Below are 25,322 nucleotides of genomic sequence, written 5' to 3'. Positions count from 1 at the left end.
GACAAGCCCGGTGCCAGGCACACAGCCACCGAGCGTTCGCCTCAACGCGCAACGCACAGGGTGTGGCACCACCACCACAGGAAAATTCCACGCACTGCCTGGGTACGCTTGCCTGTGCTTACGTGACCACGAGGCCCTGGAAGATCGGTTCCAGAGCCAGTTGCGCCCGCGCGGCGGCGCGTGCCGTCACTGCCGCCGCCTCGCCGACCAACCCCTCCAGGTAAATGAAATGGACATCGAACAGCCCCATCGTTGCCAGCGCATGACGCAGGTACGGGGTGAGGAAGTCCGGCTGGCGGGCGCGCTCGCCGCGGTGAAATCCGCCGGAGCCTACCAGTACGTACACCGGCCGATCTGGCAGGAGCCCCACCTTGCCGTCCGCGCCATAGCTGAACGTGCGGTGAATGCGCAGCACATAGTCGATCCACAGCTTCAGCGCCGCCGGCAAGGTGAAGTTATGCATTGGAGTGGCGATCAGCACCAGGTCGCTGCGCTCCAGCTCGACGATCAACGCTTCGGACAGTTTCAATTCCGGCGCATCGAACGGCGTGGGGGTGGTCAGCGCGTTCGCATAGTCGGCCCCAAGCGGCGCAAGCGGCTGCCCGGCAAGGTCTCGCTCGGTCAGCGCCAACGCTGGATGGCGCCGCTGTAGCGAACCGAGCAGCTCATGCGCCAGCTGGTGCGCCTGAGAAACGGCTGGGCGCGGGCTCGCGTTGATCAACAGCACGTTGCGCATATCAGGCCCCCCGCAGAGGCTGGGTGAAGTGCATGCCCCGGGCGAGCAAGCCCTGGCGGAAATAGAACCGCTGGGCCAATGGCATGTGCAGGCCGGTGTCCAACACAAGATAGTCACAGCCGCGGCGCAGGGCGTGTTCGCGAACGGCGTCGAGCAAGCGGGCGCCCAACCCGCCGCGCTGCAGGCTCGGGCTGACGACCAGGTCGTCCACGTAGATAAAGCGCCCATACAACAGGTTTTCCAGCGGGCGGTACCCGGCCAGGCCGACCACCGACTCGCCTTCCACAGCGGCGAGCAGCCGATAGCCCTGCTCGGCCTGCCTCAACAGCTGCGCCACATAGCGGTCTGGGTCGTCAAGGTGGGGGCGCAGCACGCGCATCAGGTCGTAGCTGGCGTGAAACCCCAGTCGGTCCTCGCCCAGGTGTTGAAGCCGGTAGGTCATGGCCGTCGTCCATTCGCTTTAGAAGGTGCACACCTTAAGCACCGAATGGCCCAGGCCACAGAGCCAAAAAGTGAATAAACCCCTGGGCCATCCCTCTCGGCTACGCCAGCGCTGCCCGCAACTGCCGCGCCGCGGCGACCATGTTCACCAGCGCGGCTTCGGTTTCTGCCCAGCCGCGGGTTTTCAGGCCGCAGTCTGGGTTGACCCATAGCCGTTCGGGGGGAATACGCCCCGCCGCCTTGCGCAACAGGCTGACCATCTCCTGGGTATCGGGCACGCGTGGCGAGTGGATGTCGTACACCCCCGGGCCAATGTCGTTGGGGTAGGCGAACGCTTCGAAGGCATCGAGCAGCTCCATGGCCGAGCGTGAGGTTTCGATGGTGATCACGTCCGCGTCCATGGCGGCGATGGCTTGGATTACGTCGTTGAATTCGCTGTAGCACATGTGGGTGTGGATCTGGGTTTCATCGCGCACGCCCGAGGCGCACAGGCGGAAGACCTCGACCGCCCAGGCCAGGTATGCCGGCCATTGCGCGCGGCGCAGCGGCAGGCCTTCGCGGAAGGCAGCCTCGTCGATCTGGATGATCTTGATGCCGGCGGCTTCCAGGTCAACGACCTCGTCACGGATGGCCAACGCCAGCTGCCGCGCCTGGACCTCGCGGGGCACGTCCTCGCGGGGGAAGGACCACATCAACATGGTCACAGGGCCGGTGAGCATGCCTTTCATGACCTTGCTGGTTTGCATCTGCGCGTAGCGAATCCACTCCACGGTCATAGGCTGCGGGCGGCTGAGATCGCCCACGATGATCGCGGGTTTCACGCAGCGCGAACCATAACTCTGCACCCAGCCGAAACGGGTAAACAGGTAGCCGTCGAGCTGTTCGGCGAAGTATTCGACCATGTCGTTGCGCTCGGCTTCGCCATGCACCAGCACGTCCAGCCCCAGGCGCTCCTGTACCTTCACCGCGCTGCGGATTTCATGGTGCATGGCATCGGTGTAGTCACCCAGCGAGAGCTTGCCCTGCTTGAACGCCTGTCGCGCCAAGCGAATGGTCGAGGTCTGCGGGAACGAACCGATGGTCGTGGTCGGGAACGCGGGCAGGTCCAGGCGGGCGCGTTGCAGCGCAATACGTTCAGCGAAAGGCGCGTGGCGCTGGCTGTCGCGGGCAGTGATGGCAGCCAGGCGGGCCTGCACCTGTGGCTTGTGGATGCGGGTGGACTGGGCGCGGCTCTGCTTGAGCCCGCGATTCACTTCCAGCAGTTGCTGCACCACGGGGTGCTCGGGGTTGGCCACGGCCTTGCACAACAGGGCGATCTCCCCGCACTTTTGCACCGCGAATGCCAGCCAGCCTCTGACTTCGGCGTCGAGCTGATCCTCGCGTGCCAGGTCCACCGGGCTGTGCAGCAACGAGCAGGAACTGCTGACCCACAGGTTGTGGCCGAACCGTCGTTGGGCGTCTTGCAGTTGCGCCAGGGCGTTGTCCAGATCGCAACGCCACACGTTGCGGCCGTTGACCACGCCCAGCGAAAGCACCTTGTAGCTGGGCAGGCGGTCGAGCACCGTGGCCAGCTGTTCCGGGGCGCGCACCAGGTCGACGTGCAAGCCATCCACGGGCAGCGTCACGGCCAGCCCAAGGTTGTCGTCCAGGCCGCCGAAGTAAGTGGCGACCAGCTTCTTCAACGGCGAGTACTGCAGCACGTGGTAGGCGCGCTCGAAAGCGTTCTTCCAGGCTTGCGGCAGGTCCAGGGTGAGGATCGGCTCGTCCAGTTGCACCCATTCCACCCCCTTGCGCGCCAGGCGGCCGAGCAGCTCCCCATACACCGGCAACAGCCGTTCGAGCAGGTCCAGCTTGTCGAATGCATCGCCCTTGGCCTTGCCCAGCCAGAGGAAGGTCAGCGGGCCAATCAACACCGGCTTGACCTTGTGGCCGAGGGCAAGGGCCTCGTCGACTTCATCGAGCAGTTGCTCCCAACTGAGCATGAAGCGCTGCTCTGCGGTGAATTCAGGCACCAGGTAGTGGTAGTTGGTATCGAACCATTTGGTCAGCTCCTGGGCATGTTGCGCCTGGGCATGTTCGCCACAACAGGCAACGCTGGCGCCGCGGGCCATGGCGAACAGGGTGTCTAGCGTCGGCAAACCGTGGTCGTCCAGCGTGCCGGCGAAGCGTTCGGGCACGGCGCCGAACGCCAGGGAATGGCTGAGCACCTGGTCATACCACGCGAAATCCCCCACCGGCAGCAGCTCGATACCGGCGTCGCGTTGCACGGCCCAATGGCGCGCGCGCAGTGCTTGCCCCGTGGCCTCTAGGGCTCGGCGGTCGAGGTCGCCCTTCCAGTAAGCTTCGAGGGCTTTTTTCAGTTCACGGTCCGCGCCGATGCGAGGGAAGCCGAGCGAGTGGGCCAGGGCCATGGCGATGTCTCCAATGCGTTAAGTGCGCGCATTGTCCGCGTCGCTTCAATCATGAGACAAACTCATTATTTTTGAGATGCTCACAAGATTTTCTCATGTGCGGCTTTGCTACTCTGTTCGTTCGGCTAACCAGGAACGCTTATGAAAACCCTATTGCTGATCGGCATCGGCGCCGGGCACCCCGACCACCTTACGGTTCAAGCGATCAAGGCCCTGAACCGAGCGGAGGTGATCTTTCTAATGGACAAGGGGCCTGCCAAGGAGCCGCTCAACCGGCTGCGCAGGGAGCTGTGCGAGCGCTACCTCACCGACCGGCCCTATCGGTTGGTAGAAGCACCGAGCCCCGAGCGCCAGCGCGCGGGCATCGCTTACCTGGACGCGGTGGAACACCTCAATGCCGACAAGCAGCAACGCTTCGAACAGCTGATCGCCGAGGCGCTGGACGAGGGCCAATGTGGCGCGTTCCTGGTGTGGGGAGACCCGTGCCTCTACGACAGCACCAGCCGGATACTCGACGCCATCCTGCGCAGCGGGCGCTTGCTGTTCGAGTACGAAGTCATCCCTGGCATCAGCAGCGTTCAGGCGCTCGCGGCACGGCACAAGGTGCCGCTCAATAACATCGGGCAGCCCGTGATGATCACGCCAGGCCGGCGCTTGACCCAGGCCTTGGCCGCACAGGTCGACAGCTTGGTAGTGATGCTCGACGCCGACAACCGCTACCAAGCGCTGGTCGACCAGGACCTGGAGATTTACTGGGGCGCTTACGTGGGCACGCCCGATGAAATCCTGGTGTCGGGACGGCTGGGGGACGTCGCCGAGGAGATCGAGCGCGTACGCACGCAGGCCCGAGAGGCGAAGGGTTGGATCATGGATACCTACCTGCTTAAACGCCCTGCGCGCAGGTAGGCCGGTCAACCGCAGGTAACTCGTCAACCGTTGTGGGAGCTTGCGAACGGAGGCTTGGCGAAGCCGTTGGCGTTGGCAGCGGTTCGCCGGCTGTGCCGGCTCCTACAGGGGGCCCACAGGGTCTCGAAGCGTTCGTTGGGCTTGGTGGACGACGCCATGGGGAGTGCAACAGTTTGGGAGCAGGCAGCGCTTGCGAATGGAGGCCTTGGCGGTGATGGGGGTTCGCCGGCTGTGCCGGCTCCTACAGGGTCCTATAGGGTCCTATAGGGTCCTATAGGGTCCTACAGGGTCCTATAGGGTCCTACAGGGTCCCGAAGCGTTCGTGGGGCTCGGTGGAAGACGCCATGGGGAGGTGCAGCAGTTTGGGAGCAGGCAGAGCTTGCGAACGGAGGCCTTGGCGGTGATGGGGGTTCGCCGGCTTTGCCGGCTCCTACAGAGGTCCCACAGGGTCTCACAGGATCTCACAGGGCCCCGAAGCGTTCATGGGGCTTGGTGGAAGACGCTATGGGAAGGTGCGACAGTTTGGGAGCAGGCAGAGCTTGCTAACAGAGGGCCTGGCGGGCCGTTGGCGTTGGCGTTGGCGGAGGTTCGCCGGCTGTGCCGGCGCCTACAGGGCCTCAGAGGGATTCCGAGAATCCTGTGGGACCGGGCAGAGCCCGGGAACGAAAACCGTGGCGAACCTGCTCAAGCCTCGGCCAACCGGTACCCCACGCCCGGTTCGGTGAGGATGAACCGCGGCGCCGCGGCGGCGTCGTTGAGCTTGCGCCGCAGGTGGCCTATCACGATCCGCAGGTAATGGCTTTTATCGCCGTGGCTAGGGCCCCAAATGTCGGTGAGCAACTGTTGCTGGGTGATCAGCCGGCCGGGGTAGCGCGCCAGCTGCCATAGCACGGCGTACTCCTTGCGGGTCAGCAGCACCTCTTCACCTTCCAAACTCACACGGCGGGCAGCGGCGTCGATGCGCAGCGGGCCGACGGTGACAACGGCCTGGGCCCCCTCCTCGGCTACCTTTCGGCGCAACAGCGCACGGATGCGGGCGAGCAACTCCTGGATACCGAACGGCTTGGTCACGTAGTCATTGGCGCCTGCATCCAGCGCCTGCACCTTCTGCGCTTCGCTGGCGCGCACGGACAGCACGATGACCGGCACCTCAGCCCAGGCCCGTACCTCTTCAAGCACTTGCTGGCCGTCCATGTCCGGCAGGCCGAGGTCGAGCACGATCAGGTCGGGCCGGGCCAGGGCCGCCTGGGTGATCCCCTCGCCGCCGGTGGCGGCCTCGACCACCCGGTAACCTTGGGAAGCCAGGCTGATACGAAGGAATTTACGAATCTGCGGCTCGTCGTCGACGATCAGCACACAGGCGTTTTCACTCATGGGGAGGCTTCGGTGTCGGCACGGGGCTGTGAAGGTAGCGGCAGCACCAAGGCGATACAAGTGCCCCGGCCCTCGATGCCAGGGCCCACCGCGACCCGCCCACCATGTGCGCCGACCATGCCTTGGCAAATGGCCAAGCCCAACCCCGTGCCCTGCCCGCCTCTATCCCCACGGGCGGCGGTGTAGAACATGTCGAAGATTTTCTCGCGCTCCGCCTCTGGAATACCGGGGCCTTCGTCGCTGACCGCGAACACCACCTGCTGCGCTTCAGCCGTGACTTGGATGTTCAAGCGGCCGGCGGGGGGCGAAAAGCGGGCGGCGTTTTCGACCACGTTGACCAGCGCCTGCTCGATCAGCGCCGCGTGCACGTATAACAGCGGTAGGCCGTCTGGCACCGCAAGGGTCAGGCGCAAGGAGGACAGCACCGAACGCAGGCGCCCCACGGCACTGGCGACGATATCCCCCGGCGCTACCCAATCGCGGCTCAGTTTCAACGCGCCGTGGCCCAGGCGGGTCATGTCCAGCAGGTTCTGGATATACCGGTCCAGGCGCTCGGCCTCGTCGCGGGTGCCTTCGAGCAACTCGGTGCGGTCTGCGGGGCTGAACGCCTCGCCCAGGGCCAACAGGCTGTCGATGCTGCCACGCATGGCCGTCAGCGGCGTGCGCAGGTCATGGGACACCGAGGCCAGCAAGGCACTGCGCAGTTGTTCGGTTTCACCGTGCAGGCGTGCGGCTTCCAGGTCTTGGGCGAGGTCGGCGCGAGCCAGGGCCTGGGCCAGCGGCTGGCTCAGGGCGCCCAACAGCCGCCGCCGTTCGCCGGTGAGCGCGCCGTCATGCAGCTCGGCGACCGCCATCAGGGCCAGCACTTGCCCTTCCAGCGACACCGGCGACCACCACCAGCGCCCGGCGGGCAAGGTGCCGGTGGTCTTGCCAGCGGGTTGATCGTGCCGCCATGCCCATTCGGCGGCAGCGCCTTCGGTGGCGGAAAACTGCCGTGATGGGTCGGTGGCCACCTGCCAACCCTGGTCTGCCCGCTCCACCAGGCAGATATCCAGCCCGGGCCAACCCTGCACATGTTGCGCCGCGGCGCTGAGCACCGCTTGGCGGTCTGTCGCCGCCGCCAGGCCACGGGACAGTTCCAGCAACCTGGCGGTCTGCCCCTGGGCTTCGCGCAGGGCGCTCAACTGCCGCCGCTGGCGCGCTGCAAGGTTGCCGGTCAAGGCCGCCATCAGCAGGAAGAACAGCAGCGTCAGCACGTCTTCTTCGCGCTGGATGCGAAGCGAAAAATTCGGCGGTATGAATAAAAAATCGTACGCCAGGAAGGACAGTACCGCGCAGGCCAGGGCCGGCCCTACGCTGCTGCGTATGGCCACCAGCAACACGCAAGCGAGAAACACCAACGAAATGTTGGGCAACGCCATCACCTGGGCTACCCCGGATGCCAAGGCGCTGGCCACCACCGTGGCAATCACCGCTTGCAGGTAATCGCGCCAACGCCAGGGGCCAAGGGTGCGCACCCGCGGCGGCCGGGGCCCCGAGGCACGGCCCAGCACGGCGACCTCCAGCCCGCCTGCCTCGCGCAGCAAGCGCCCCGGCAAGCCGCCACGCCAGCGTCGGCGCCGCGGCTGCCCTACCAGCAACAGGCTCGCGCGACGATCATGGGCATGTTGAACCAGGGTCCGGGCCACCGCGCTGGCGCGCAGCGAGACCACTTCGCCGCCCAGGCGCTCGGCCAATTGCTGCGCCTGGTGCAGGTGATGCCGGGCCGCCTCGCCCCGCGGCTGGCCGTCATCCACATGGACCAACGACCACGGCAACTGGCGCATGTGCGCAAGCCGGCTGGCGTGGCGCACCAGCCGTTCGGCCTGATCGTCCGCGGCAACGCCCACCAGCAACCGCCCCCGCAGGGTTGGCACGGCTTGCCCCAACCGCTGGTAACCCTGGGCGAGGTCGGCATCCACTTGCGCCGCCGCGGCCTGCATCGCCAGCTCTCGCAACGCGCTGAGGTTGGTCTGGGTGAAAAACGCATCGATGGCGGCCCGCGCCTGCTCCGGCACATACACCTTGCCCGCGCGCAATCGCTCCAGCAGCTCACGCGGCGGCAGGTCCACCAGGAGCAGTTCGTCGGCGTGCTGCAGCACCCAATCCGGCACGGTTTCACGCACCTGCACGCCGGTGATCCCACGCACTTGATCGTTGAGGCTTTCCAAGTGCTGCACGTTCACCGTGGTGTACACGTCGATGCCCGCCGCCAGCAACTCCTGCACATCCTGCCAACGCTTGGCGTGGCGGCTGCCTGGAGCGTTGGTATGGGCCAACTCGTCCACCAGCGCCAGCTCCGGCTTGGCGTCGAGCAACCCATCGAGGTCCAGCTCTTCGAGGGCTACGTCGCGATAGCGGCTGCGCAGCAGAGGTTGCTCGGGCAACCCCACCAGCAAGGCTTGGGTCTGCGCCCGGCCATGGCTTTCCACCACCCCGGCGAGCACGCGCACGCCGCGCCGCTGCTGGCCGTGGGCGGCCTCCAGCATGGCGTAGGTCTTGCCCACCCCCGGGGCTGCGCCCAGGAAAACCTTGAGCCGCCCACGGCCCGCCCTGGGCAGCGCGGCAAGCAGTGCATCGGCGCGTTGGGGGTCACTCATCAGGGTTGCTCATTGTCATCGGGGCCTTGAGGGTTCGGTCGGCGTAGGCGCAACGCTCAGCGTGCGCTTGCGCCCGTGGTGCCTGCGAGCATGGCGCCTACGCTGGATTCAGTTTCGGCTGGCTTGCCTGGCATCGGGCACGGGGGCCAATTGTTGCAGCGCCAGGTTCAAGGCCAGCACATTAACCACAGGCGGGCCCAGCAGTGAAGCCTTGGTGTGCGCGGTTATGAGCGCGTGTACGCGTTCCTCCGGCAGGTGGCGCGCAGCAGCCACCCGGGCCACCTGGTACTCGGCCGCGGCCGGCGGCAGGTGCGGGTCCAGGCCGCTGCCAGAGGTGGTCAATAACGCCAGCGGCACGGGGCCCTGCCCCTCCACGAACAGCCTGGCGGCATCCTCTTTTACCCGCACGGCCAGGGCGGGGTTGCTCGGCGCAAGGTTACTGGCGCCGCTGGCCACGGTCGCGAAGGCGCCTGCCGAGGGCCGAGACGTGAACCACTCATCACCCACGAACGCCTGGGCAATGAGTGAGGACCCGCGCACTTTGCCCGCACTGTCGCGGATCAGGCTGCCGTTGGCCTGCTCAGGGAACGCCACCTGAGCGATGCCGGTGACCACCAGTGGATAGGCAACGCCGGTGAGCAGCGTCATCAACACAACCAGGCTCAAGGCCGGGCGCAATACCGTCATCATGGTCAACACTCCAAAAGGCTTCAGGCCAGGTGCAGGGCAGTGAGCAGCAGGTCGATGGCCTTGATGCCGACGAAGGGCACCACCAGGCCGCCGAGGCCGTAGATCAGCAGGTTACGGCGCAACAGCTGCGCGGCGCTTGCCGCCTGCACGCGCACCCCGCGCAGCGCCAGGGGAATCAGCGCCACGATGATCAGCGCGTTGAACACGATGGCCGACAGGATGGCGCTCTGCGGGCTGGCCAATTTCATCACGTTGAGCACGCCGAGCTGCGGGTACACCGCCACGAACAACGCCGGCAAAATCGCGAAGTACTTGGCCACATCGTTAGCGATGGAAAAGGTGGTGAGCGCGCCACGGGTGACCAGCAGTTCCTTGCCGATGCGCACCACATCGAGCAGCTTGGTGGGGTCGCTGTCCAGGTCCACCATGTTGGCGGCCTCGCGCGCAGCCTGGGTGCCGTCGTTCATGGCCATGCCCACATCCGCCTGGGCCAGGGCCGGCGCGTCGTTGGCGCCGTCACCGCACATGGCGACCAACCGGCCGTCGTTCTGCTCCTGGCGAATGCGCGCCAGTTTCTTCTCCGGGGTGGCTTCGGCGATCACGTCATCGACCCCCGCTTCGGCGGCGATGGCCGCGGCGGTCAGCGGGTTGTCGCCGGTCACCATCACCGTGCGAATGCCCAGTTGGCGCAGCGCGTCGAAGCGTTCGCGTATCCCCGGCTTGACCACGTCCTTGAGGTGGATGGCCCCCAGCAGGCGATCATCCCGACACACCAGCAACGGCGTGCCGCCGCTTTGGGCGATCTTGTCGACTTCGCGCGCCAGAGCGGTGGGCAGGTCCGCGCGCTGCATCTGCACGTGGGCGAGCAGCGAGTCGACCGCACCCTTGCGATAGCGGGCTTGGCCGTGGTCCACCCCGGAGAGCCGGGTTTGCGCACTGAACGGCACAGCGGTCAGTTCACCGGCGGTAGGCTCCGCAAGGCTGTGCAGCTTGCGCAAGAACTCAACGATGGACTTGCCCTCGGCGGTGTCGTCCGCCAGCGACGCCAGCAACGCGCCCTGGGCCAATTCCATGGCCGTGACGCCTGGGGCCGCATACAGGGCGCTGCAACGGCGGTTGCCGAAGGTGATGGTGCCGGTTTTGTCCAGCAGCAGCACATGGACGTCGCCCGCGGCTTCGACCGCCCGCCCAGACTTGGCAATCACGTTCAGGCGCACGAGACGGTCCATGCCGGCGATGCCGATAGCCGACAGCAGGCCGCCGATGGTGGTGGGAATCAGCGTCACCAGCAGGGCCACCAGGAACACCAAGGGCAGGCTGCCGCCTGCAAGCTGGGTGAACGGTTGCAGCGTGACCACCACCAGCAAGAAGATCAGCGTCAGGCCGATCAGCAGGATGTCCAGGGCGATCTCGTTCGGAGTTTTCTGCCGCTTGGCGCCTTCCACCAACGCGATCATCCGGTCCAGGGTGGACTCACCCGGGTTGGCAGTGATGCGCACGATCAGCACGTCGGACACCACCTGGGTGTTGCCGGTCACGGCGGAGCGGTCGCCGCCGGATTCACGGATCACCGGCGCCGATTCCCCGGTGATCGCCGCCTCGTTGACCGCCGCTATCCCCTCGATGACCTCGCCATCGCCGGGGATCATCTGCCCGGCGCGCACCCGCACCACATCACCCTTGCGCAACTGGCTGGCGGGCACGGGCTGGTAAGTGCCGTCGGCGGTGCGCCGGCTGGCTTCAAGGCCATGACTGCCGGCCTTGAGGCTGTCCGCGCGGGCCTTTCCGCGCCCTTCGGCAAGGGCTTCGGCGAAGTTGGCGAACAGCACCGTGAACCAGAGCCACAGGGCAATTTGCAGGCCAATCAAGGAGGGCACGCGCGGGTCTGGCAGCAGGCACAGCAGTGTGGTGAAGAGCGCGGTCAGCTCCACCACCAACATCACCGGCGAGCGCTTGAGCTGGCGCGGGTCGAGCTTGACGAAAGCTTGCAGCAGGGCCGGGCGCCAGAGGGCGGCCAGGGTGGTGGTGGCCGGGTGAACGGCGTCGGCAGTAGCAACGGGAAGTGGCATGTTCATGGTTTCGCCTCAAAAGCCCAGGTTCAAATGTTCGGCAATCGGCCCCAAGGCCAGGGTTGGCAGGAAGGTCAAGCCGCCTACCAGCAAGAGGGTCACGGTCAACAACACCACGAACAGCGGGCCATGGGTGGGAAAGGTGTTGCCATTGACCGGCGCGGCGTTCTTCATCGCCAAGCTACCGGCCAGGGCCAGCACGGGAAGGATGTAGCCCAGGCGGCCGATCCACATGGCAAGGCTCAGCATCAGGTTGTGGAAGGTGGTGTTTGCGCCGAAACCGCCGAATGCCGAGCCGTTGTTCGCCGCCGCCGAGGTGTAGGCGTACAGCAACTGGCTGAAACCGTGCGGCCCAGGGTTGCTGATCGCTGCCACGCCCTGCGGCACCACCGCGGCGATGGCGCCGAGCACCAACACGCCGATGGGCATGACCAGCAAGCTGGCGACCAGCAGTTGCACTTCCCGGGCGCCCAACTTCTTGCCCAGGTACTCGGGTGTGCGGCCAATCATCAGCCCCGCCAGGAACACCGCGATCAACACATTGAGCAGCATGCCGTAAAGGCCCGCGCCCACGCCGCCGAAGACCACTTCGCCGAGCATCATGTTGACCATCGCCACCATGCCGCTAAGCGGGTTGAGGCTGTCGTGCATGGCGTTTACCGAACCGTTGGACGCGGCGGTCGTGGTCACCGACCAGAGCACACTGGCGGTGGTGCCGAAGCGGCTTTCCTTACCTTCCAGCGGGGCGGCCTGCTCGACCCCCGGCACGTTGAGCGCGGGGTTGGGCTGGGATTCGGCCACCAAAGACACCGCGCCGCCGATCAGCAGCAGCGCCAGCATGCAGGCAATGATCGCCCGGCTTTGGCGCAGGTCCTTGACGTAATGGCCGAAGGTGAACACCAGCGCGGCAGGTATCAGAATGATCGAGACCAACTCCAGCAGGTTGCTGAGCGCGGTCGGGTTCTCGAACGGATGCGCCGAGTTCACCCCGAAGAAGCCGCCGCCGTTGGTGCCCAATTGCTTGATGGCGATCTGGCTGGCGGCGGGGCCCAGCGGAATCACCTGATCGACGCCTTGCAGGGTGACGGCGTGCACGTAATGGGCAAAGGTCTGGGGCACCCCCTGCCCCACCAGGATCAGCGCCAGCACCAGGCACAACGGCAGCAGCCCGTAGAGGGTGGCGCGGGTCAGGTCGACCCAGAAGTTGCCGATGGCATGGGCGCAGCGGCGGGCGATGCCGCGACACAGCGCAACCAGCACCGCCAGGCCCGTGGCGGCGCTGACGAAGTTCTGCACGGTGAGCCCGGCCATCTGGCTGAAATAGCTCAGCGAGGCCTCCCCGCTATACGCCTGCCAGTTGGTGTTGGTGACAAAGCTCGTCGCGGTATTGAACGCCAGCGCCCAGTCCAGGCCCGGCAGTTGCTCATGGTTGAGCGGCAAATACCCTTGCAGCATCAACAGCAGCCATAGCAACGCGAAGCCTGCGAGGTTGAAAGCCAGCAGCGCCACGGCGTAAGCCCGCCAGCTTTGCTCAGCCTTGGCGTTCACCCCCGCGAGCCGATAGCAGGCGTTTTCCAGCGGTTGCAGCACGGGTGTGAGCAGCGTCCGCTGGCCCTCCATCGCACGGTAATAAAAGCGGCCCAGGTACGGCGCTGGCAGCAGCACCAATGCTAGGAAAGCGACGATCAAGGCGTAGTCGTAACCGTGCATGGCTTACCCCCGGTCCGCGCGCAGCAGCGCAAGCATCAGGTAGGCGAATAGGCCGATGGCGAGCAATAGGGACAGTGAATCCAGAACGTTCATGAACATCTCCAACACGCGGTGTATGACGCTTGGAGAAAGTGTGTTGGCGGCGGCCATAAAGTTTCTAGATCGCGCCAGGGGCCGGCGCATAAAGAACGCGTAAATTCTGCGGTGGGTGTTAATAACGCAAACGCATCAATAAATTCGAAAACAATATTTATGGATATAAAAATGCCGGCGTACGCTCAGCGTATTCGTTATTCACAACGGTGAAATGCACCATGTCCCCGACCGCCGCGCTTATCGACCTCTCCCTCTACCGCACACGCAAACAGGCCCAGCAACGGGCACGGGCGATGTGGTCACTGTATTTGCGCAACGCCGGGCTACCCGATCCGCAGGCTTCTACGCCCAGTACCCGCGGGATTCGACACGGTTGAGCGCAAACGAACCCAGCGGCTTTTTGGCCAGCACCCAAGGCCCCGCCCTTGACTTGAATGCTCTCGACGCGCCTGAGGAGGACCCCATCGGCGAACGGGTTGCGCAGAACCTGCAGCGCCTGCGCGCCAAGCGTTACCTGTCTTTGGATGCCTTGGCCCGGCTGTGCGGGGTGAGCCGGGCGATGCTCGCGCAGATCGAATCGGGCCGAAGCGTTCCGTCGATCAAGGTGCTGTGCAAAATCGCCAAGGGTTTGAAGGTGTCGGTTGCCGCATTCCTGGAACACCGCGCCTTCGAAGGTGTGGCGGTATTGGCCGCGAGCCAGAGCAAGCGCCTGGTCAGCGCCAACGGTGCATTCGTCAGCCGGGCGTTGTTCCCTTTCGACGTGGCGCGTCAGGCTGAATTCTATGAGCTGCGCCTGGGGCCATTGGGCGAAGACGTCAGCGAAGGCCACGGCCCAGGCGTGCAGGAAAATCTGGTGGTGTCGCAAGGCGTGCTGGAAATCAGCGTCAATGACGAGCGCTACCTGCTCTCCACTGGCGACTCGATCCTGTTCTACGCCGACCAGCCCCACCGCTACCGCAACCCCGCCGACAGCGAAGCCGTGGCGTATTTGGTGGTGACGTATCCGGAGCGGTTGGACTGACCAGGCGGCGACGATGGGCTGAACAAGCCTTGTGAGATGCGAGCGCAGCTCGGCGACCCACGCGCCCCTCGTTCACAACCTAGCGCCCGCCCACAGCGGTGCAGCCGATGCTGGAGCCAGGGAGACCGGGCGTAGGCCGGGCGCCAAGGCCCACCGGCGGCAATTGGCTCAGCAGGTGCAGCACATCATCGGCATGCCGTTGCAGCTCATCATCATGGGCATGCCGCAGTCGTTCATCATCTTCATCATCAACAGGCAGCAGTTTTTCATCATGTCCATGTTCATGCCGGCCATGGGCATGAGTTTGCACATCATGCCGTCTGCCTCCAGGGTGCATTCCATCACGCACTTCATGGCAGGCATCGGCATGCCCATCATCGGCATCATGTTGCCCATCATCGGCATGGCCATGCTGGCTTGGCTCATGCACATCATGCTCATGTTGCCGCAATGCATCATCATCGGCATGCCGCAGCTGAGCATCATCTGCATCATCTCTGCGCTGTTCTTGAACATCGCCATGTCCATGCCAGCGGCGGGCATCATCTTGCACATCATGGCGTCGTCCATCATGTTGCAGGTCATGGTGGCCATCATCATCGGCATGCCCATCATCGGCATCTGCATGTTGGCGTTCATGGGCATTTGCATTGCGTTCATCATGGCGAAGTTCCTCGGAACGTGAGTAAAGATTGGACGCTGTGGTGCCGATTCTACGGGCTTGGGTTGCCTCGACAAGGCGCCCGCATAGCAGCGGCCAGGCCCGCTCGAACGTAGCTATCGCTGGTTTTCAGGCCACGAAACACGTTGGAACTTCATAATCGCTGCAATAGCAGAAGAGCCCGATAACATCGCGACCAAAGCCCTTACATGGATATGCGATCCAGGCACATCTACATAACCGAAAGAGAAAAAGGGTCTAACCCTCGGCGTATTTTTTCGAAGGGCAACTTATTCAAGTAAACCCCGAAGTATTGGCCTGGCGTCACGGTTGCTTGAACGCTTCATCCAACGGCACCCGGTACCCATTGGCCAGGCGATTGGTTTCGTTGGCCATGCCGATCACCGCTTGCAGCTCGCCGAACATCTCGTCCGTCATACCGGCCCTGCGAGCGGCGGCCGTGTGAGAAGCGATGCAGTACGGGCAGTTATTGGTCACGCTCACCGCTACGTAGATCAGCTCCTTGGTGAGCGCATCCAGAGCGCCGGGTGCCATGGTCTGCTTGATGCTCTGCCAGGTCCGCTCGAGCGTTGCCGGGTGAGCGGCCAGGCACTTCCAGAAGTTGTTGACGTCGTCCACCTGGCGCGTCTGCTTGATGTCGTCGTACACCGCGCGGACCTGCGCATCGGCGTGTTCATAGTCGGTGAGGTGCCTGGACGTCATTTTTATCTCCTTTATAAAGTGCGCCGGTTACGTTCGCGCCGCCGTTGGCGCGGAAGCCCAAAAACACGGTAGCAGGCAGAAAACCGGAAGTCTTGCCGGCAGCTCAAGTCAGGCTATGCTGATGGCAAATTACCGTCTTCAGGCTGCGGTCGACGACGCCTTCAGTGCACCAGGCCCCCGGATCGCCATGACCCCACGTCGACACGCGTTGCTGCTGCAAACCGTTCTGCTGCTACCCCTCCCCGCGTTCGCCGAGAGCATGCTGATGCCGGGCTGGGCGCCGATTGCCGCTCAGGCACTGGGCGACATCCGTGCGGCGGAGCAGCAACAGCACCCCGGTGCGTCCACCGCCCCTCGCCCTGAAAGCACCGCTGAGGCACAGGCCGCCAAAGCCGCGTTCGACACGTTTATCGCAGCCAAGGGTGGGGTGCCGCAGAGCGGTGAAGCCGAGGCCGGTGCGGGCGAGTTGATCGATTCCGTGGTGCAGGCACTGGCCGGTAACGAAGCGGCCACGCCCAACGGCGCGGACCGGGTGGCCCGCGCGTTTACCTTGGGCAACGCCATGGCCCAATTGGCCAGCGGCGTTTACGGGGGCCCGCCCGGCGGCGCCGCTTACGCCAGCTGGTGGGCGTACCAGCAACCCGGGGCCACTGCTGCCCAGGCGCTGCGCGTTGGGCTGCTCGCCGGCGTTGGGCTGTGGGGGGTGCGCAAAGACACGGACGGCACCGAGGTACCGACGGTGGTGATTCAACGCACCAGCCTGGCCGCCGCTCTCGGTGGGTTGGCCATCGCCGCGGCCGGGGGTGATGAGCAAGCCTTGCGCGAGGTGTTCTTCGACGCCGGGGCGGCGGTGCTGTGGCAGGACGGCAGCCGCGTGTACTGTTTTTCAGGCCTGGTGCACTGCCAGCAGCCGCCTGCCTCGGCGGCGGTCTATCAAGGCGACCGCCTGCAGGGTTGGGCGCTTGGCCAGTTAGAGCCCGTGTCAGCCCAGGCCGGCGCGCTTCCCGCGCAAACGTCCGGGCGCTTGCCGACAACGACGCCCATGGCCCTGCACAATAGCGGCTCGATACCACTGGACTCCGGTTGGACCCTGAGCTGGCAAGTCCCTCAGGGCATCGAACCGGGGCTGTTGTACCCCGTGGTTGCGCTGACCCGCGGCGCTGCCGCCCCTCCTCCTGCGGCTTCATCCGTACCCACCGTTGCCTCGCGTTACCTTTGCGAGCAACGCGGCGCCACCCGGGCGATCTGGGTAGTGCCGGGGGATAAGCAGGCCGGTTACGTGTGCCGAACGATGTATCAGGTGGACAAAACCCGCGCCGTGCTGTGGAACGCCCTGCAGAACCCCGACGTTTGCGAGGCCAAGGCCCGTGCACAGGTCGCGCGGGAACAGGCCCATGGGTATCAGTGCCGGTTGGCCGAGCCCTGAGGGGCATGGGCGCTGCCGCCTACGTCGGCAGCCCCAGGATCGCTTGCGTGAACACCTCCGGCGCTTCCTGCGGGAAGTTATGGCCCACGCCCGGTACCACCTGGCGCTGATACGCACCAGTGAAATGCGCCGCGCTCTTATCTTCAGCCGAGGGCGGCGCCACGCCGTCGCTGCCGCCTTCGAGCACCACGGTCGGCACTTCGATGGTCGGCTGCGCCGCCAGTTGCGCCTCGATGTGCTGATAGGCCGGGTCCCCGGGCACCAAGCCGAAGCGGTGGCGATAGGAATGCACCACGACCTCGACGAAGTCTGGATTGCCGAACGAATGCGCGGTCTGCGCGAAGGTGTGCGCGTCGAACGCCCATTCGGGCGACCACATTTGCCATAACAACCGGCAGAAGGCCTCACGGTTGGCGGCCAGGCCGGCGCGGCCGCGCTCACCATGAAGGTAATACTGGTACCAATAACGGTGCTCGCTTTCGGGGCTCGCAGGCTTGCCGGCCTCGGCGATGTTCTGGATGTTGTAGCCGGCGCCGCAACTGACCAGGCCGCTTACCCGCTGCGGCCATAAGGCGGCAACCACGCAAGCGGCCCTGCCGCCCCAGTCATAGCCTCCCAACACCGCCTGGGGGATGCCCAGGGCGTCGAGAAAGGCGAGCAAGTCGGCCCCCAGCGCCGCCTGCTCGCCAGACCGCGGCGTCTCGGCATGCAGGAATCGCGTGGGCCCATAACCCCGCAGCCAAGGCACCAGGCAGCGCCGCCCGGCGGCCGCCAACCTTTGTGCCACGCCGTGGTAGGCGTGGGCGTCATAGGGGAAGCCGTGCAACAGCACCACCGGCGCTCCGTTGGCGGGGCCAACCTCCACATAGGCGATGTCCAGAACGCCGGCAATGATGCGTTTCATAAAGCCCTCCTCGTAGGTTGCGCTTGAGTCTAGCCAAGCGGGCCGCGCCGCGCCGGCGGGTCAGCGGGCTTTAAATTCGATACAAACTACCTAAGCAGATTTGAATTTCCGTATTCCTGAAAACCCTCTAGATAAAGCTTGGGCCAATCCACATACGTGAAAACCGATACGTCACGCTTTTTCATCATGCGTTATTCGTGCTAAAAGCAGCCATTCACGCATAGCCCAGGAGCTTTTCCATGCCCTGCTACAGCCTCGATGGCCTGCGCCCGGTGATAGATCCGAGCGCCTACGTTCACCCCACGGCCGTGCTGATCGGCGATGTCATCATCGGCCCAGGCTGCTATGTGGGGCCGCTGGCGTCGTTGCGAGGGGATTTTGGGCGCATCGTGCTGGAAGCCGGCGCGAACCTGCAGGACACCTGCGTGATGCACGGCTTTCCGGAGAGCGACACCGTGGTCGGCCCCAATGGGCACATCGGCCACGGCGCCGTACTGCACGGGTGCCGAATTGGCGCCGATGCACTGGTGGGCATGAATGCCGTGGTCATGGACAACGCGATCATCGGCGACCGCTGCATCGTTTCGGCCGCCGCCTTTGTCAAGGCTGGCTTCGAAAGCCCACCCCAGAGCCTGATCATGGGCACGCCGGCCACGGTCAAGCGTCACCTGGGCGATGACGAACTGGCCTGGAAGCGCCGTGGTACCGAGGAGTATCAGGCCCTTACCCGCCGCTGCCTGGCCAGCCTGGAGCCTTGCGAGCCGCTGGCCGCGGTGGAGGCCGACCGCCCACGCATGGGCGACAGCGGCTTTCGTCCCAAGCCGTGAGCGGCCAGCGAGGTCACGTGAGGGCACGATTGCAGGAGGTTCACGGGGTATAGGCGGTGCTGCCAATAAGCGCGCTTACAGCTCCAGCTCGGCGCACAGGCCACCGCCCTCACGGTTGTAAAGCCGCAGTTCACCGCCCAAGGCCATGGCCAGTTGTTGGGCGATCGCCAGGCCCAGGCCGGCGCCGCCGCTGTCTCGATTACGCGACCCTTCCACCCGGTAGAACGGCTGGGTCACCTCGGCCAGGGCGTGCTCGGCGATTCCCGGGCCTCGGTCCAGCACCTGAATGGCCAAGCGGCCGGCGGGCCTTTGCTGCACGGCCAGTTGCGCCGCCCCGGCGAACTTGAGTGCGTTATCGACCAGGTTCACCACTACCCGGCGCAGCGCCTGCGGGCGTGTCTGGATCACTGCTTCGCTTTTACCGTCCAGGCGCACGGCCTTGCCCATGTCTTGATAATCGAACGCCAGGCTGTCGAGGAAGGCATCGAGGTCGACCCGCCGTGCAGGCTCGGCGGCGGAATCCATGCTGCGCGCATAAGCCACCCCCTCCTGGACCAGATGCTGCATTTCGCCGAGGTCGCTGGTCATTTTTTCTTTCTCGGGCGACTCCTCCATCATTTCCGCGCGCAACGTCATGCGGGTGATCGGCGTTTGCAGGTCGTGGGAAATGGCGGCCAGCAACTGCATGCGTTCCTTTACGTAAGCCGCGATGCGCGCCTGCAAGGCGTTGAACGCCATTGCCGCATCGGCTACCTCGGTAGGGCCGCGTTCGTCCAGGCGAGCGGGCTGGGCGTTGGGGTTCAGGTCGCCAAGCGCCTGCGCCAGGCGAGTCAGCGGGGCGATCGCGATGCGTACCGCCAGCCCGGTGCAGATGACAGTCAGCAGCAACTGCAACGCCAACACCACCGGCAGCCAGGGCGACAGCGGCATCACCTGTGGGCGCACGTCGAGGGTCAGCGGGCTGCCGTCCTTGAGTTGCAAGTGCGCTTGATAGTGGGGGCGAACGTCCGCCACGGTGCTGAACCTGAGGTCATGATCGTCGCCCAGCGTCGCCTGCAGGGTGCGCACCGAGGCCGGGGCGGTAGCGGGGTCCAGCGGCGCGCCGGCCTGCCCTTCGCTTAACAGGTAACGGTAGTTGGGCCGTTCCAGCCGGCCCAGCCAGGCGCTGCGCTCGTTAGCGGGCAACCGCTCCAGCAGCGCCACTGAAAGGGCCACGTCCTGCTCGAAATTACCCAGCATCAGTGCCAGCGCACTCTGGTAGCGCTCATAGAACTGCAGCCCGAACGACAGCCCGTGGGCGATCACCAGGCTGAGCAGGAAGATCAGCGACAGGCGTGAGGCGAGCGTGCGCGGCCAGCGCAAAGCCACTTTCATGCCTGGGCCTCCAGCAGCGTGACGGGGTAGGTGAACACATAGCCTTCGTTGCGTACGGTCTTGATATAGGCGGGGGCGCGGGCATCGTCGAGCAGGCGCTGGCGCAAGCGGCTCACCAACAGGTCGATGGAGCGATCGAACACGTCCGCCTCGCGCCCCTGGGTCAGGTTCAGCAGTTGGTCGCGGCTTAGCACTCGCTGGGGATGGTCGAGGAACACCCGTAGCAAGCGGTACTCGGCCCCGCTGAGGGCCACCACGGTATCGGCGGGGTCCAGCAAGTGACGCGCGGTGGTGTCCAGGCGCCAGTTGCCGAAGGCCAACAAGCGGCCGGCTTCGCTCACGGTGAGGTTCGGCGGCAGCATCCGCGTGCGCCGTAGCACCGCGTTGATCCGCGCCAGCAGCTCACGGGCGGCGAAGGGCTTGGGCAGGTAGTCGTCGGCTCCCATCTCCAGGCCGACGATGCGATCGGTTTCATCGCTGCGGGCCGTGAGCATCAGCACCGGCGTTGCCTTGTGTTTGCCGACGCGCAGCTCCCGGCATAGCTGCAAGCCATCGTCGCCGGGCAGCATGATGTCCAGCACGATCAGGTCCACCTGGGAGGCGGCCAGAAAGGCGCGCATCTGCCGGCCATCGGCGACGACCGTGGTGCGTAGGCCGTTCTTGGTCAGGTAGTTGCCGACCAGTTCGCGAATGTCCCGGTCGTCATCGACGATCAGTACGTGATCCACATGTGCCATCTAACCCACCTGCCTGCGTTGAGCTGTAGCGGAGTTTATCGGCTTTGCGCCAGCATGCCCGCGCTGCGTGTATCGCTCTGTATCTGGGACGGCTGCGATACATAGCACTGCAAAAAAAAACCATTCGCCGGCTGCGCAACTCCCACAGAGGCCTCAGCTGGAGCTGGCGCGAGCCTGCGAACCCATTGCGCCGCCCACTCCCACGGGGTCACGTTCGCGCAGCAGGGCCTGGATCGCTTGCTCCTGCTCGGCATAATCACCCTCCCCTACATGGGTGTAGCGCAACTGGCCTTGGGCGTCGAACAGGTAATGCGCCGGCCAGTATTGGTTGCCGAAGGCCTTCCAGAGGGCGTAGTCGTTATCGATGGCGACCGGGTAACCGATGCCCAGCTTCCGGACTTGCTCACGCACGTTGGCGATGATTTTTTCGTAAGGGTATTCCGGCGTATGCACGCCAATCACTACCAGCCCCTGATCGGCATATTGCGTGGCCCAGGCATTCACATGGGGCAGTGTGTGTTGGCAGTTGATGCAGTCGTACGTCCAGAAGTCCACCAGCACCACCTTGCCGCGCAGCGCGTCAGCGCTTAGCGCCGGTGAGTTGAGCCAGGCGACCGCACCGCTAAGCGCTGGCATGGCCCCTTGCCGGTCGAGGCTTGCCGGGGCGGCGCGGGCATTGCCGAGCAAGGCGTCGATAGCCTTCGGCGCCCGGCTCAGCACGCCCTGCTCCAGCGCCGCACCCCCTGCCGATGAGGTGGCGGCGAGCAAGGTTTTGTCGGCGCCACTGCCGATGAGCACCGCCGCCAACAGCACTGCCACCCCAGCCCCACGCCGCAGCCAGGCCGTAGCACCGAGCGAGGGTTTGATCCGGTTCACCAACCCGCGCCCGGCGAAGATCAACGCGCCAAGCGACAGCGCGCTGCCAGCGCCATAGGCCAGCAACAGCAGCGTGGTGTGGGCGTTGGGCCCTTGCAGCATGGCACCGGTAAGGATCACACCAAGAATGGGCCCGGCGCAGGGGGCCCATAACAGGCCGGTGGCCGCACCGAGCGCCAATGCTCCAACCGGCCCTGCGCGCTTCCCAGACCGCGCATCCAGGCGATTGCCCAGCGCCACGAAGGGCCGCGTCAGGGCGTGGCTCACCCGGGTGAAGATCAGCGACAGGGCAAACACCGCCATCACCGCCAGAGCGACCAGGCGGCCAGTGTCATTGGCATGCGTCACCCAGGCGCTGCTGGCCACGGCCAGGGTGGATACGAAGGCGAAGGTGGCGGCCATTCCCGCCAGGGTCAGCAGGATGAACCCACGAGGTCGATGGGCACCGGTGAAGAGCAACGGCACCACCGGCAAGATACAAGGGCTGAGGATGGTCAACATCCCGCCCACAAAGGCAATGAGCAGCATAGGGGTCACCTGCGATAGAGGTCAGGGGTCGGTCGTAACCGGCGAGGGTTGCGGCCCTCGCCAGTTGATTCAACGCCGCTGAGGTATCCAGGCTGTGTCCACCCCGGCCCGCTGACGAACAATGTTGTATCCACGCCGACCGTAGATACACCGCCCTACATAAGCGCGCTGTATTTCGCCCCTGGCGCCGGCTACCCGGCTTCGCTGCAGGCGGGCTTTGTATGTTCGTGTATACGGCCACGCGGCAGATACATCCGCGGCGTGTTCGCGGCAACCCAGCACACACGTGCAATACAACCATGGGGTGGACTAGGCATAACGGTCAGCGCGGCTCGGCGGTATGGCGAGCGAGCTGGCTACACACGCACCCACGCCTGGAGCTTGACCATGCCTCGCCCACTCATGCTTAGCCTTGCGTTGTCTGTACTCACCGCCACCGCTGCTGCTGCCGCCAACGCCTCTACCGCGAACACCAGCGCGGTGACCACGCCGGCAGCCGAAGCCGGCGCCGCCACGCCCCTTGGCGCGCTCAAACACATAAACGCAGGCGTGCTCAGCGTGGCCTACGCCGAGGTGGGCCCGGCCGACGGCCCGGTGGTGATCCTGCTACACGGCTGGCCCTACGACATCCATAGCTACAGCGAGGTCGCGCCGTTGCTGGCGGCCAAGGGTTACCGCGTGCTGGTGCCCTATGCCCGGGGCTACGGCGACACGCGGTTCTTGTCTTCGAAAACGCCGCGCAACGGCGAACCCGCAGCCTTGGCCACTGACCTGATCGCGTTCATGGATGCACTGCACATCCAGCAAGCGGTGCTCGGCGGCTATGACTGGGGGGCGCGTTCGGCGGATATCGTCGCGGCGCTGTGGCCGGAGCGGGTAAAGGCGCTGGTGGCGGTCAGCGGCTATCTGATCGGCAGCCAGGCCGCTGGCCAGCAGCCGCTGCCTCCCAAGGCCGAACTGCAATGGTGGTATCAGTATTACTTCGCGACCGAGCGCGGGCGCGCGGGGTATGACAAGAACCGCCATGACTTCGCCAAGCTGATCTGGCAACTGGCCTCGCCGCGCTGGGCCTTCGACGATGCCACCTATGACCGTAGCGCGGGTGCGCTCGACAACCCGGACCATGTGGCCATTACCGTGCACAACTACCGCTGGCGCCTAGGCTTGGCACAAGGCGAGCCGCGCTACGCTCAACTGGAACAGCGGCTGGCCAAATTCCCTGGCATCGGCGTGCCTACCATTACCCTCGAAGGCGACGCCAATGGCGCGCCCCACCCGGCCGCCGAGGACTACGCCAAGCGCTTCACCGGCAAATACGCGTACCGGCTGATCCCGGGCGGCATCGGCCACAACCTGCCACAGGAAGCGCCGCAAGCGTTCGCCCAGGCGGTGATCGATGCCGACCATCTTTAACTGGCCTCTGGCCAATGACTGCGCTGTTACCTCGATAAGGAGCTTTGAATGAAACCTTTGTTTGCCGGCCTGGCGCTGGCGCTGACCGTCCTGGCGACTCCAAGCAGCTTTGCCGACACGGCCAAGCCGACCATCGTGCTGGTGCACGGTGCTTTCGCCGATGCCTCGAGCTGGAACGGAGTTATCCAGCGGCTGGAAAAAGACGGCTATCCGGTGATTGCCGCGGCTAACCCGCTGCGCGGCGTGCAGGCAGACGGCGCGTATGTTTCTTCGGTGGTGGCCAGCGTGAATGCGCCGGTGGTGTTGGTGGGGCATTCCTACGGCGGCAGCGTGATCAGCGAGGCGGCCAATGCCCGGCCCAATGTGAAGGCACTGGTGTACGTCAGCGCCTTCGCGCCCGACGCCGGCGAAACCGCCGCGGACCTCGCCGGCAAATTCCCCGGAGGCACCCTGGGCGACGCGCTCGCGCCTCCCGCCGCCCTCCCCGATGGCAGCAAAGAGCTGTCCATCGATCAGGCGAAGTTCCCCGCCCAGTTCGCCGCCGACGTCCCCCCCGCGCAGGCCGCGCTCATGGCCGCGACGCAGCGCCCTATCACCGTGGCAGCCTTGAACGAGCCGGCCGGTGAGCCCGCCTGGAAGCACCTGCCGTCGTGGTTCGTGTACGGCGACCAGGACAAGAACATCCCGCCGCAAGCCTTGCAGTTCATGGCCAAACGCGCCCACGCCCAGGCAGTGACCACGATCAAGGGCGGCTCCCACGTGGTGATGGTGTCTCACCCTGACGCCGTGGCGCGGGTGATCGAGCAAGCTGCCGGGCATTGACCCGTAACAGCACAGCTCACGGGGGCCGGGTGAACCACTGAGCAACGCCCGGCCGCCGGATGGCCGGGCCTGCACCGGCAGGTGAAAGCATCGGTCCCTTAGGGGCCGGCGTTCCGTTGCTGCTCATCGAGGTACTTCGCCAGGGCGGCGAAGCGCTTTCTCGTGGCCCGTTCAAACGCTGCTGCGGTCAACCGGTCGAACAGCCGGCCGAACCAACGAGGGCGCAAGCGCAAGGTGAACGTATACGCCAGTTCAGACCTGCCTTCGGCAATGTCCCGGTGATGCAGGGAGGCGGCCCACCATTGGAAAGGCCCGGCCGGTTCCACGATGACCGCGGCAGCGAGGGTACCGGGCACGTAGTTGACGAAACGGGTGCGCAAGGTGATGAAACGCGCCAGCCCACGGCCGGGGTTGCTGCTGACGGCGCCGATAAAAGGGTGGCTGTGGCCGCCGTCAATCGCCGAGCCACGCAGCAGCGTGTCCCATTCACGTCGGCGGTCATGGTTGTGGAACGCCTCGAAGGTGTCCATGGCGGTGGCTGGCATGGTCATCGAAAGGCGGCGTCGGGCCAAAGGGTACCTCCAGGGTCAGGATCTGCCGAACACCGCTGCAGGTCAGGCCTGGCGCTGGCGCAGCTCGATAAACAAGGCTTCGACCTTTTCCCGCGCCCAAGGGGTTTTACGCAGGAAGGTCAGGCTGGATTTAATACTCGGATCGCTCTTGAAGCAGCGGATGTCCACCCGCCGGGCGAGCTCTGCCCAGCCGTGATGGGCCACCAGTTCGGTCAGCAGTTTCTCGAGGGTAACGCCGTGAAGCGGGTTGTCTGGGGTGTGGGTCATGGCGTGATGATCGGCAATGGGCGAAAGGTCGGCAGCTTAGTGCAGATGGCAAGGCGTGCACAGTTTTGGTGTGCCGTCATTGCCTGGTGGCGCGGTGGC

24 protein-coding genes are annotated in these 25,322 nt (G+C 65.3%); 7 read left to right on the top strand and 17 right to left on the bottom strand.

Annotated features, from left to right (window positions below; translation table 11 throughout):
* Positions 1–118: 118 nt before the first annotated feature.
* The 3 genes from OGL93_RS13045 to metE form a co-directional block, all read right to left on the bottom strand.
* Positions 119–736, bottom strand: coding sequence for an NAD(P)H-dependent oxidoreductase (locus tag OGL93_RS13045; RefSeq protein ID WP_263263098.1), 618 nt, complete (start codon positions 734–736; stop codon positions 119–121).
* A 1-nt stretch (position 737) separates the two neighbouring features.
* Positions 738–1,178 carry a GNAT family N-acetyltransferase gene (locus OGL93_RS13040; RefSeq protein ID WP_263263097.1) on the bottom strand — a complete coding sequence of 147 codons (441 nt, stop codon included), beginning with the start codon at positions 1,176–1,178 and terminating at the stop codon, positions 738–740.
* Between the two features lie 100 nt (positions 1,179–1,278).
* The gene (gene metE, locus OGL93_RS13035) at positions 1,279–3,588 is read right to left on the bottom strand and encodes a 5-methyltetrahydropteroyltriglutamate--homocysteine S-methyltransferase (protein WP_263263096.1); all 2,310 of its coding nucleotides are present in this window, start codon (positions 3,586–3,588) and stop codon (positions 1,279–1,281) included.
* A 141-nt stretch (positions 3,589–3,729) separates the two neighbouring features.
* On the opposite strand from metE, the gene cobF reads away from it, so the two are divergent.
* Complete coding sequence (gene cobF, locus OGL93_RS13030) at positions 3,730–4,494, top strand: precorrin-6A synthase (deacetylating) (protein ID WP_263263095.1); 765 nt, start codon at positions 3,730–3,732, stop codon at positions 4,492–4,494.
* Positions 4,495–5,178: 684 nt separating this feature from the next.
* Here the strand turns inward: cobF and OGL93_RS13025 are convergent.
* From OGL93_RS13025 to kdpF, 6 genes are all read right to left on the bottom strand, one after another.
* Complete coding sequence (locus OGL93_RS13025; RefSeq protein WP_263263094.1) at positions 5,179–5,868, bottom strand: response regulator; 690 nt, start codon at positions 5,866–5,868, stop codon at positions 5,179–5,181.
* Entirely contained in the window at positions 5,865–8,507 is a 2,643-nt protein-coding gene (locus OGL93_RS13020; protein WP_263263093.1) for a sensor histidine kinase KdpD, read from the bottom strand. The genes OGL93_RS13025 and OGL93_RS13020 overlap by 4 nt, the downstream gene beginning before the upstream one ends.
* 108 nt (positions 8,508–8,615) lie before the next feature.
* Positions 8,616–9,197, bottom strand: a complete 582-nt coding sequence (gene kdpC / locus OGL93_RS13015; protein WP_263263092.1) for a potassium-transporting ATPase subunit KdpC — start codon at positions 9,195–9,197, stop codon at positions 8,616–8,618.
* A 20-nt stretch (positions 9,198–9,217) separates the two neighbouring features.
* Positions 9,218–11,272: a potassium-transporting ATPase subunit KdpB gene (gene kdpB, locus OGL93_RS13010; protein WP_263263091.1), complete on the bottom strand. Its 2,055-nt coding sequence runs from the start codon at positions 11,270–11,272 to the stop codon at positions 9,218–9,220.
* Between the two features lie 9 nt (positions 11,273–11,281).
* Entirely contained in the window at positions 11,282–12,976 is a 1,695-nt protein-coding gene (gene kdpA, locus OGL93_RS13005; protein WP_263263089.1) for a potassium-transporting ATPase subunit KdpA, read from the bottom strand.
* A gap of 3 nt (positions 12,977–12,979) precedes the next feature.
* The gene (gene kdpF / locus OGL93_RS13000) at positions 12,980–13,069 is read right to left on the bottom strand and encodes a K(+)-transporting ATPase subunit F (RefSeq protein WP_263263088.1); all 90 of its coding nucleotides are present in this window, start codon (positions 13,067–13,069) and stop codon (positions 12,980–12,982) included.
* Positions 13,070–13,290: 221 nt separating this feature from the next.
* Between kdpF and OGL93_RS12995 the strand changes: the two genes are divergently transcribed.
* Complete coding sequence (locus OGL93_RS12995) at positions 13,291–13,449, top strand: hypothetical protein (protein WP_263263087.1); 159 nt, start codon at positions 13,291–13,293, stop codon at positions 13,447–13,449.
* Positions 13,450–13,502: 53 nt separating this feature from the next.
* On the top strand, positions 13,503–14,093 hold the full coding sequence (locus OGL93_RS12990; RefSeq protein WP_263263259.1) for an XRE family transcriptional regulator: 591 nt from the start codon (positions 13,503–13,505) through the stop codon (positions 14,091–14,093).
* A 168-nt stretch (positions 14,094–14,261) separates the two neighbouring features.
* Here OGL93_RS12990 and OGL93_RS12985 read toward each other — a convergent pair whose 3' ends face one another.
* Both OGL93_RS12985 and OGL93_RS12980 read right to left on the bottom strand, forming a co-directional pair.
* Positions 14,262–14,756 carry a hypothetical protein gene (locus OGL93_RS12985; protein ID WP_263263086.1) on the bottom strand — a complete coding sequence of 165 codons (495 nt, stop codon included), beginning with the start codon at positions 14,754–14,756 and terminating at the stop codon, positions 14,262–14,264.
* 322 nt (positions 14,757–15,078) lie between these two features.
* On the bottom strand, positions 15,079–15,477 hold the full coding sequence (locus OGL93_RS12980; protein ID WP_263263085.1) for a carboxymuconolactone decarboxylase family protein: 399 nt from the start codon (positions 15,475–15,477) through the stop codon (positions 15,079–15,081).
* A 121-nt stretch (positions 15,478–15,598) separates the two neighbouring features.
* On the opposite strand from OGL93_RS12980, the gene OGL93_RS12975 reads away from it, so the two are divergent.
* A complete protein-coding gene (locus OGL93_RS12975) occupies positions 15,599–16,903 on the top strand; it encodes a hypothetical protein (protein ID WP_263263083.1) in 1,305 nt (434 codons plus the stop codon).
* A 19-nt stretch (positions 16,904–16,922) separates the two neighbouring features.
* On the opposite strand, the gene OGL93_RS12970 is transcribed toward OGL93_RS12975, so the two are convergent.
* Entirely contained in the window at positions 16,923–17,807 is an 885-nt protein-coding gene (locus tag OGL93_RS12970; RefSeq protein WP_263263082.1) for an alpha/beta hydrolase, read from the bottom strand.
* 239 nt (positions 17,808–18,046) lie between these two features.
* Between OGL93_RS12970 and paaY the strand changes: the two genes are divergently transcribed.
* Positions 18,047–18,634 carry a phenylacetic acid degradation protein PaaY gene (gene paaY, locus OGL93_RS12965; RefSeq protein ID WP_263263081.1) on the top strand — a complete coding sequence of 196 codons (588 nt, stop codon included), beginning with the start codon at positions 18,047–18,049 and terminating at the stop codon, positions 18,632–18,634.
* A 75-nt stretch (positions 18,635–18,709) separates the two neighbouring features.
* Here paaY and OGL93_RS12960 read toward each other — a convergent pair whose 3' ends face one another.
* The 3 genes from OGL93_RS12960 to OGL93_RS12950 all read right to left on the bottom strand — a co-directional run bounded on the left by OGL93_RS12960 (position 18,710) and on the right by OGL93_RS12950 (position 22,149).
* Positions 18,710–20,008: a HAMP domain-containing sensor histidine kinase gene (locus OGL93_RS12960; protein WP_263263080.1), complete on the bottom strand. Its 1,299-nt coding sequence runs from the start codon at positions 20,006–20,008 to the stop codon at positions 18,710–18,712.
* On the bottom strand, positions 20,005–20,745 hold the full coding sequence (locus OGL93_RS12955) for a response regulator (RefSeq protein WP_263263079.1): 741 nt from the start codon (positions 20,743–20,745) through the stop codon (positions 20,005–20,007). The genes OGL93_RS12960 and OGL93_RS12955 overlap by 4 nt, the downstream gene beginning before the upstream one ends.
* A 153-nt stretch (positions 20,746–20,898) precedes the next feature.
* The gene (locus OGL93_RS12950; RefSeq protein WP_263263077.1) at positions 20,899–22,149 is read right to left on the bottom strand and encodes a cytochrome c biogenesis protein DipZ; all 1,251 of its coding nucleotides are present in this window, start codon (positions 22,147–22,149) and stop codon (positions 20,899–20,901) included.
* A gap of 387 nt (positions 22,150–22,536) precedes the next feature.
* Between OGL93_RS12950 and OGL93_RS12945 the strand changes: the two genes are divergently transcribed.
* Entirely contained in the window at positions 22,537–23,562 is a 1,026-nt protein-coding gene (locus OGL93_RS12945) for an alpha/beta hydrolase (protein WP_263263075.1), read from the top strand.
* Positions 23,563–23,610: 48 nt separating this feature from the next.
* Positions 23,611–24,384, top strand: a complete 774-nt coding sequence (locus OGL93_RS12940) for an alpha/beta hydrolase (RefSeq protein WP_263263073.1) — start codon at positions 23,611–23,613, stop codon at positions 24,382–24,384.
* A gap of 98 nt (positions 24,385–24,482) precedes the next feature.
* On the opposite strand, the gene OGL93_RS12935 is transcribed toward OGL93_RS12940, so the two are convergent.
* Positions 24,483–24,956 carry an SRPBCC family protein gene (locus OGL93_RS12935; protein ID WP_263263071.1) on the bottom strand — a complete coding sequence of 158 codons (474 nt, stop codon included), beginning with the start codon at positions 24,954–24,956 and terminating at the stop codon, positions 24,483–24,485.
* Between the two features lie 42 nt (positions 24,957–24,998).
* Entirely contained in the window at positions 24,999–25,223 is a 225-nt protein-coding gene (locus OGL93_RS12930; RefSeq protein ID WP_263263070.1) for a VF530 family protein, read from the bottom strand.
* Positions 25,224–25,322: the final 99 nt, after the last annotated feature.

It is taken from the genome of Pseudomonas sp. RIT-PI-S (genome assembly GCF_025642975.1).
Classification (GTDB): domain Bacteria; phylum Pseudomonadota; class Gammaproteobacteria; order Pseudomonadales; family Pseudomonadaceae; genus Aquipseudomonas.
Note: the sequence above shows the minus strand (reverse complement) of the source record. Positions and strands in the feature narration are given on the sequence as shown.